The following is a 7,392-nucleotide window of genomic DNA, read 5'->3' on the forward strand; positions in this document are numbered from 1 at the left end:
GCAAAAGATATAGAAAATGCAGTTGCAAAAACCCTTGAATCCGGCTACAGGACAGGTGATATCTATTTTGAAGACAAAGGCACCGTAAAGGTCAACACAACAGAGTTTGGTGACAAAATCATTTCTTTTATATAAAAAGGGGCTCATGCCCCTTTTAAGCATATAATTAATTTTATAAAATGACTGTTGACTCTGACTTTATTGACATTTTAAACAAGAAACTATCTTTTCTTAACAGCGTAAGCAAAAAAGAATTTAATATAAGCCTTTGCCCTATAAAAATAGGCTTTGACCTGAAAGGACTTAGAGCAGGTATTTTTAATCCTGAAACAAACGAAATTTACATAAACAAAGAGTTGTGCCATATTTGCCCAGATAAAGTAATAAATGAAGTTCTTATTCATGAAATAGCACACTTTATTGCCTACCACATTGATAAAAAAGCAAAACCTCACGGCAGATTATGGAAAAAAATTGCATATAGACTTGGACTAAAAAATCCAAAAGCCACACATAATCTACCTGTTACCCCCGCTAAATCTCTTAAAACCTTTCGTTATTCGTGTAAATGTAAAATACATTTTATTACATCAATAAGACATAATAAAATCATAAACAAAAAGGCAAAATACTTTTGCAAAAAATGCAAAGCTGAATTAAAACCAGAATAAATTTATTCAGACTTTTTCACAAAAAATTACATAATTTTACTTAAGAATAAAATAACTACATGTTATAACTCATAAATTTTTCTTGACAAATGAATGAATGTTCAATATATAACACAAATAAAACACAATTTGGAGAGAATATGGAAAGGATTAACTTCTGGAAACATAATGACAAAATGATTATTTTTTTCGATTTTTCAGGATGCAATGAGCAGGAATTCATAGAAACCCTTGAGCACTCCAGAAGTGTTGTGCGTAAATTAAAAAAAGATGTTTTGTTAACACTCGTTGATGTTACAAATACTGAATCAAATGACCGCACGAACAAGGCTATTAAAGAGTTTGCAGCTGAAAACAAACCCTACGTAAAAGCTGGAGCTGTTGTAGGTGTTTTTGGTATAAAGAAAATAGTTTATCAATTAGTTATGAAATTTACAGGTAGAAACAATTTAAAACTTTTTAACACGGTCAAAGAAGCAAAAGACTGGCTTGCCACACAATAAAAGGGCAGCACTTGCTGCCCTTAAAATTTAAACTATTGCGCAGTCCAACCACAGTCAATTGTCAAAGATGTGCCGGTCACGGACTTTGCTGCATCAGAACACAGATATAAAACCGCTTCACCGATTTCATCCGGCTCAATCATCTTTTTGATAGCCTGTTTTTTTAGTATAACTTTTTCAAGAACTTCTTCCCTTGATATATTATGTGTTTTTGCCTGATCATCAATTTGATTGTCAACAAGTGGAGTCCTTACATAGCCTGGACAAATAGCATTTACCGTAATACCAAGATTTGCACCTTCAAGAGCAGCCACTTTTGTTAGTCCCATAAGGCCATTTTTGGCTGATACATATGCTGATTTAAATTCAGATGCCCTTAATCCGTGGACTGAGCTTATATTTATTATTCTCCCCCATCTTTTATCTTTCATATAAGGCCAAACATATTTAGTGAGCAAAAACGGTGCTGTAAGCATAAGGGATATAATAAAATTCCACTTTTTTTCATCGTAATTCTCAATAGTGCTGACATGCTGTACTCCCGCATTATTGACAAGGATGTCTATTTGGCCAAAAAGAGCGCAACCGATTCAACCAATACCTTACATTCACCCATTTTTGACAAATCTGTTTTCACAAAAAATGCGTCCAGCTCTGCAGCAACTTTCGATCCTGTTTCCTTGTTTCCTCATTAATATCTGATATCGCTACCTTATACCCATTTTTTGAAAGAGTTTTTGCTATACTTAACCCTATTCCACTTGCACCACCAGTAACTATAGCTACTTTTGCTATTTTTTCCTCCTATACATGAATGAAACTATATTGTTATATTTTTATATTTTTGCTATTGCAAACCCAAAATGATTGCTGACAATATATTTAACACAAAAACACAATACTACTATCCAATCAAGGACGAAAAAGATAAAATAGCATATAAGCAAATTAAAAATAAGCTTACTAAAAATCAAAATTATTATAATTTGTTTAATATCCATAAACTTAATACCCACAAAAATTAGTGACTTAATTAATTTTTTTGCACTGCTTGATAATTTCATTTAGCCGTTTATTGTCTAACTTATTCTCTTTAAATTTCATCCTGTAAAATTCACCAACAAACATTTCTGCAAAACTCTTTAGTTCTTTTTTATCAATATTATCAACATTTTCCATAAGTGTCATTTTTTCATCTACCCGAATATTTTTCTTTTTTAACAATTTATAAAATCGTCTGACATAATAATCCCCCTCATTTACATCTTCTTTTCTTTTGAGGTACGTGACAACAAAAAAAATAACGATAACAACACCTAATAGCTTTAAAAAAAGCTTTCCTGAAGTCTTAAAATCCAGATTTTTGAATTTTAATGTAATATTTTTATACAGCGCAAGCTGCTTCTGAAAATCGTAATTTATAACAAACTTCGTCCAGTAATATGATATATAATCAAAATACAATCTGATTTTTAAACCAACTGGCAAAAATCTTGAATTTGTAAAATTTTCTATTGCCGCAGGTGTAGGGTCAAATCTTGTCCACGCTCCATCAATATAAGCCTCAACCCAAACATGCGCATTTTTGTTTGCAACAGCATAATACCCGCCCCTCTCATTATAAAAACCGCCCTTAAAACCACCAACCAGCCTTGCAGGAATATTATTTACCCTTAGAAGTAAAGCCATAGCAGATGCAAAATATTCACAATTACCTTTTTTCGTTTTAAATAAAAAATCTTCAACTGGTTCGTTTTCTGTAGATAACCCGGCTAATGAATACTGATAATTTGACTTCAGGTATTTCTCAATATTTTCAGCAGATTTCACCGGAGAAGATTCCATAAATCTCAAAGCTAACTCTCGTATTTTATTTGGTATTTGAGACGTATCCAAATATTTTTCAAGATTCAAATCTTTTATTTTAATCCTGTCTGAATAATATGAAATCCCTGCGTACCTTACCTTTTTATCAATATTTCTTTTTACTTTTGCCTCAAGCTTTCCATTAATAAAAACTCTTTTATCCATATTTAACGTATAGGGGTAGTCTACAGTTATAAGATATTTTTCAAAATGTGGTTCAAGATACATTTCATACTCTATCATTTCCCCGTCAAATTTGGCATCAGCAGGTTGAAGTCCATTTTCTTCAGACTTCCATACACTGCCTTCAAACTTATCAAAAACAACCCCTCTAAAATAAAGCGGATAATCTACTTTTTTCATTACTACCCTGAATGCAATTCTATTGTCCTCCTGAATTGAATTTACATCACCGAGGCTAACTTTAGAGCTAAAACCTGAACTTGCAACAGTATTAAGACCGATATTTCCAAAAAGCGGATAACTTGTCCTTGGCAGGATAACAAAAATAACTATTGAAACAGGAAGCGCCAAAAGTGGTATCAAAGAGCTTTTAATTATAAATGTTTTTATATTTTTAGCTGACAAGAATGAGTCTTTTTCAAAATCTTCAACAGTAATCAAAACTACCAGAATGTTTATTATAAAAACTGCTAATAGAATATAGAAAAGAAAAATCATACTTAAATCAAAAAGACCTGATATCGTTATCAAAAAAACACACAACACTACAATTTGCATATAGTCTCTATAACCTTTTTCTTCCAACAACTTAACCGAGATAAAAATGATAAGGATATGCGATAGGGTTAATATCAGACTGTTTAGATTTGAGTTTATAAAAATAAATATCGATAAAACATATGCAAAGATTGTTATAACTTTCCTGTTTAATCTCAAAATCTTCTTTTTTTCATTAAAGATGAAAATACCAAGTATAACAATGAGCAAAACACTGAAAACAAAATGCACATATTTAATTACGCTTAAAAGAGCCACAAAAACGAGTGCAAGTATTAAATAATTTATCAGATCAATTATTTTTACCATATAAAGCAAGTTTTTTTAAACTTTCTCTTTTGTCATAAATATCAAGAATATTATATCTTTTTTCTTCCATCACAAAAATTAATGGTTTTCTTTCTCTATTTGCCATAAAGATGATAGAGGCAGCTATTTTTACAGCCATTTCAACATCACTACTTTTAAGAATATCCTCAAAAACTACATAAAAAGTGATTTCTGTTTCACCGGCAAACTCTTTGGTGTATAATTTTTCACTCTTTGCAAAATGCTTCCAGAATATCTTATTTAGGGGGTCATTAAAATATTTTCTGATATTGCTCAGCTCTTCCTGACCAAGACCGGTGCTTACTTTTTCTGAAATTTCTAAACTTTTATGTGATTGTAAAAAATTAAACGAATAAATATCAATTATTTGAGGGAAAATAACAAGTGTAACAGCCACGTTATAAACTTTACTCCTTACAAAAAAATTGAAAGGGTAAACAGACGATACAGTTATCCTGCCAATACGCTTTACCCCTCTTTCATCAAAATTAAACATTAATTTTACACTTAGAGAATCAGATGGTTTTAGAAAAAGAATTTTACCACTTTGGTCTAAAATATTGAATTTGATAAGAGCTGAAAATGCAATCTTTTTATTGTTTTTAATATTTACAATCAACTCAGTTTTTCTGCCAGCATATATTTCATCTCTGGAAAAAACCGAAAAAACCAAACCGTCCAGGTTGGATTTTCCAAAAAAACCTGAAATCCCCATAACAGCAAGCATCAAGGATACTGTAATAAACACAAGGTTATTGTTGGTGTTGATTGCTGAAAATCCCATAAGTATGGTAAGAACAATATATAACCAGCCTGCTTTTGTGAATTTTATGGATGACAAAACTATCTCCCCATTAATATGGTAACTTTACCGACCGTATAAGCTCCTTTAATGCCACTATTTTGTCAGTATTTGACAAGCGTTCTTTAAATAACAGTCTGTGAGGCATCGTATATGGATAGTAATTCAAAATATCCTCAGGAATTACATAATCCCTTGAACTGAAAAATGCAGAAGATTTTGCCACATTAACAATAGAAAGAGCAGCTCTTGTGGAAAGTCCAGACAATATCATGTCATTTTCCCTTGTTTTACCAACAATTTCAAGCAAATAGTTTAAAATTTTATCTGACACCTTTACATTTCTATTTATATAATCAATGGTCTCAAGAACTTCAGATTTATCCACCACAGGATTTGAATCATTTATTTTCCCCCTTGAACTGCCACCCTTTAAAATTTCCAGTTCATCCTCTTTAGAAGGGTAACCAAGACTTATCTTCATAACAAATCTGTCAAGCTGGGATTCAGGAAGCGGAAATGTTCCGTACGATTCGGATGAATTTTGTGTAGCTATCACAAAAAAAGGTTTGTTTAGCTTATAAGTTTTACCTTCAACGGTTACCTGCTTCTCCCCCATTGCTTCAAGTAGAGCACTCTGGGTCTTTGGAGTAGCACGGTTTATTTCATCCACCAGCAGGATATTATTAAATATTGGGCCCTGCTTAAATTCAAATTCCCCTTTCTCTTTGTTAAAAATATTAAGGCCGGTTATATCTGTAGGCAAAAGATCATTTGTGCACTGTATCCTTCCAAAATTAACCCCCATCGATTTTGCTATTGCAATAGCAAGTGTAGTTTTCCCAAGTCCAGGGCTATCCTCAATTAAAAGATGCCCCCTACTGAAAAATGTCAACATGGCAAGATTTATCGCCTTATCTTTACCATGAAGATATTTTTTAAAAAAGGTTTGTATTTTATCAATAACTTTTAGGTATTTATCCATGTTGCCCCCTTTGTTTTTATTATTTTAACACAAGTTAGTCATAATTTGTCATTTGAAAACAAAAAATTTCATTGACAAATGCTAACATAGAATAATTTTAAAAAACTGGAGGAAGTTATGAGTAAAGACAAAACACTATGTGAAATTTTCAAGAAAGATATGGATAAAAAGAGTCTTGAAGAATATGCGGATATGATAAAACCTGCAAAATTTATTTGCAAAAAATGTGGCAGGGCAGCAAAAAAAGAAGATTATGTGTGTAAATCCTATAAAATAAAGGATTAGAATATATTTTTTACGTAAAAATCCTGTGAGTCAAACTTCCTGGAAGACTTGATTTTTTTATACTTGTCTTTTTGTAGAATATATCCATTTATCGTGTCGTTTAAATTATTTTTCAAAATATTTTTAAGTTTTTGCTTACATTTTTCATCAGTAATTTTAGTCATTGCCTCTATTCTTCTATCCATATTTCTTTCCATAAAATCTGCAGAAGAAATATAAATATCCTCTTTGCCACCAGCAAAAAAGTAAAAAATTCTGGGATGCTCCAAAAACCGACCGACTATACTAATAACCTTTATATTTTCGCTGAGACCTTTGACACCCGGATAAATGCCGCAAATCCCCCTTACAATAAGCTCAATCTTTACCCCTGCAATTGATGCTTCATAGATTTTATCAATCAACATCCTGTCGATAAGAGAATTTACTTTAATTATGATATGTGCCTTGTTGCCCGCTTTTGCATTCTCTATTTCATTTTCAATAAGTTTGATTATTTTGTTTTTGATTTCATATGGCGCCAAAAACACCCTTTTTTTTGCAGAAAATTCTGAATAGCCCATCATGAAATTAAAAATATCTTTAACATCATCTACAATATCATCTTCTGATGTCAAATAATCAACATCAGTATAGATTTTTGAAGTTTTTTCATTGTAATTACCAGTTGATATATGCGCGTACCCTTTAATCCCTTTTTCTTCCCTTCTTACTACCAATAAAAGCTTGGCATGCACTTTATATCTTGGATATCCATAAATCACAATACAGCCTGCATCTTCCAGTTTTTTTGCAAGTTCAACATTGTTTTCCTCGTCAAACCTTGCTTTAAGCTCTACAATTGCTGACACTGATACCCCTTTTTTTGCTGCAAAAATAAGTGCATCAACAATTTTTGAATCAAAATTTACCCTGTAAATTGTAATTTTTATGGCAAGCGTTTCTTTACTTTGTGCAGCCTGCATTACAAAGTTTGCAATAAAGTCAAAATCATTATAAGGCCGGTACATCAACAGAGGTTTCTTTCTTAATCTTTCAAATATACTCTTTTCGTCATATGCAGGCAAATACTGCCTGAATGGCTTGTAATAGTGTTCTTTTTTTTCACTTTGTAGATGAAATAAGACAGTCGAGTCTATTATTGACTTTTTCTCAAAAATATCGATATCTTCAAAATCCAGATAATTTTTAAGCACCTTTGTCCATTTT

At 31.7% G+C, this 7,392-nt stretch carries 9 protein-coding genes; 3 read left to right on the forward strand and 6 right to left on the reverse strand.

The annotated features are described in order from the left end of the window. Window positions 1–179 precede the first annotated feature (179 nt). Window positions 180–671 carry a SprT family zinc-dependent metalloprotease gene (locus ACTCAF_RS10480; RefSeq protein ID WP_463063230.1) on the forward strand — a complete coding sequence of 164 codons (492 nt, stop codon included), beginning with the start codon at window positions 180–182 and terminating at the stop codon, window positions 669–671. A 140-nt stretch (window positions 672–811) separates the two neighbouring features. After that, window positions 812–1,174: a hypothetical protein gene (locus ACTCAF_RS10485; RefSeq protein WP_463063231.1), complete on the forward strand. Its 363-nt coding sequence runs from the start codon at window positions 812–814 to the stop codon at window positions 1,172–1,174. Window positions 1,175–1,206: 32 nt separating this feature from the next. On the opposite strand, the gene ACTCAF_RS10490 is transcribed toward ACTCAF_RS10485, so the two are convergent. The 5 genes from ACTCAF_RS10490 to ACTCAF_RS10510 form a co-directional block, all read right to left on the reverse strand. Then, window positions 1,207–1,764: a 3-hydroxybutyrate dehydrogenase gene (locus ACTCAF_RS10490; protein ID WP_463063237.1), complete on the reverse strand. Its 558-nt coding sequence runs from the start codon at window positions 1,762–1,764 to the stop codon at window positions 1,207–1,209. 43 nt (window positions 1,765–1,807) lie between these two features. Further along, window positions 1,808–1,969: an SDR family NAD(P)-dependent oxidoreductase gene (locus tag ACTCAF_RS10495; protein WP_463063238.1), complete on the reverse strand. Its 162-nt coding sequence runs from the start codon at window positions 1,967–1,969 to the stop codon at window positions 1,808–1,810. Window positions 1,970–2,203: 234 nt separating this feature from the next. After that, complete coding sequence (locus ACTCAF_RS10500) at window positions 2,204–4,090, reverse strand: transglutaminase TgpA family protein (protein ID WP_463063232.1); 1,887 nt, start codon at window positions 4,088–4,090, stop codon at window positions 2,204–2,206. Beyond that, window positions 4,074–4,952, reverse strand: coding sequence for a DUF58 domain-containing protein (locus ACTCAF_RS10505; RefSeq protein WP_463063233.1), 879 nt, complete (start codon window positions 4,950–4,952; stop codon window positions 4,074–4,076). The genes ACTCAF_RS10500 and ACTCAF_RS10505 overlap by 17 nt, the downstream gene beginning before the upstream one ends. A 13-nt stretch (window positions 4,953–4,965) precedes the next feature. After that, complete coding sequence (locus ACTCAF_RS10510; protein WP_463063234.1) at window positions 4,966–5,898, reverse strand: AAA family ATPase; 933 nt, start codon at window positions 5,896–5,898, stop codon at window positions 4,966–4,968. A 117-nt stretch (window positions 5,899–6,015) separates the two neighbouring features. On the opposite strand from ACTCAF_RS10510, the gene ACTCAF_RS10515 reads away from it, so the two are divergent. Further along, window positions 6,016–6,183, forward strand: a complete 168-nt coding sequence (locus ACTCAF_RS10515) for a hypothetical protein (RefSeq protein WP_463063235.1) — start codon at window positions 6,016–6,018, stop codon at window positions 6,181–6,183. Here the strand turns inward: ACTCAF_RS10515 and ppk1 are convergent. After that, the coding region (gene ppk1 / locus ACTCAF_RS10520) for a polyphosphate kinase 1 (RefSeq protein WP_463063236.1) at window positions 6,180–7,392 on the reverse strand (1,213 nt) is incomplete at its 5' end. The genes ACTCAF_RS10515 and ppk1 overlap by 4 nt on opposite strands.

This window comes from Deferrivibrio sp., from assembly GCF_055117995.1.

Excerpts from the sequence above, each read along its gene's own strand:
- ACTCAF_RS10480 (WP_463063230.1), top strand. The coding sequence starts at position 180 with ATGACTGTTGACTCTGACTTTATTGACATTTTAAACAAGAAACTATCT.
- ACTCAF_RS10515 (WP_463063235.1), top strand. The coding sequence starts at position 6,016 with ATGAGTAAAGACAAAACACTATGTGAAATTTTCAAGAAAGATATGGAT.
- ACTCAF_RS10510 (WP_463063234.1), bottom strand. The coding sequence starts at position 5,898 with ATGGATAAATACCTAAAAGTTATTGATAAAATACAAACCTTTTTTAAA.
- ACTCAF_RS10485 (WP_463063231.1), top strand. The coding sequence starts at position 812 with ATGGAAAGGATTAACTTCTGGAAACATAATGACAAAATGATTATTTTT.
- ACTCAF_RS10500 (WP_463063232.1), bottom strand. The coding sequence starts at position 4,090 with ATGGTAAAAATAATTGATCTGATAAATTATTTAATACTTGCACTCGTT.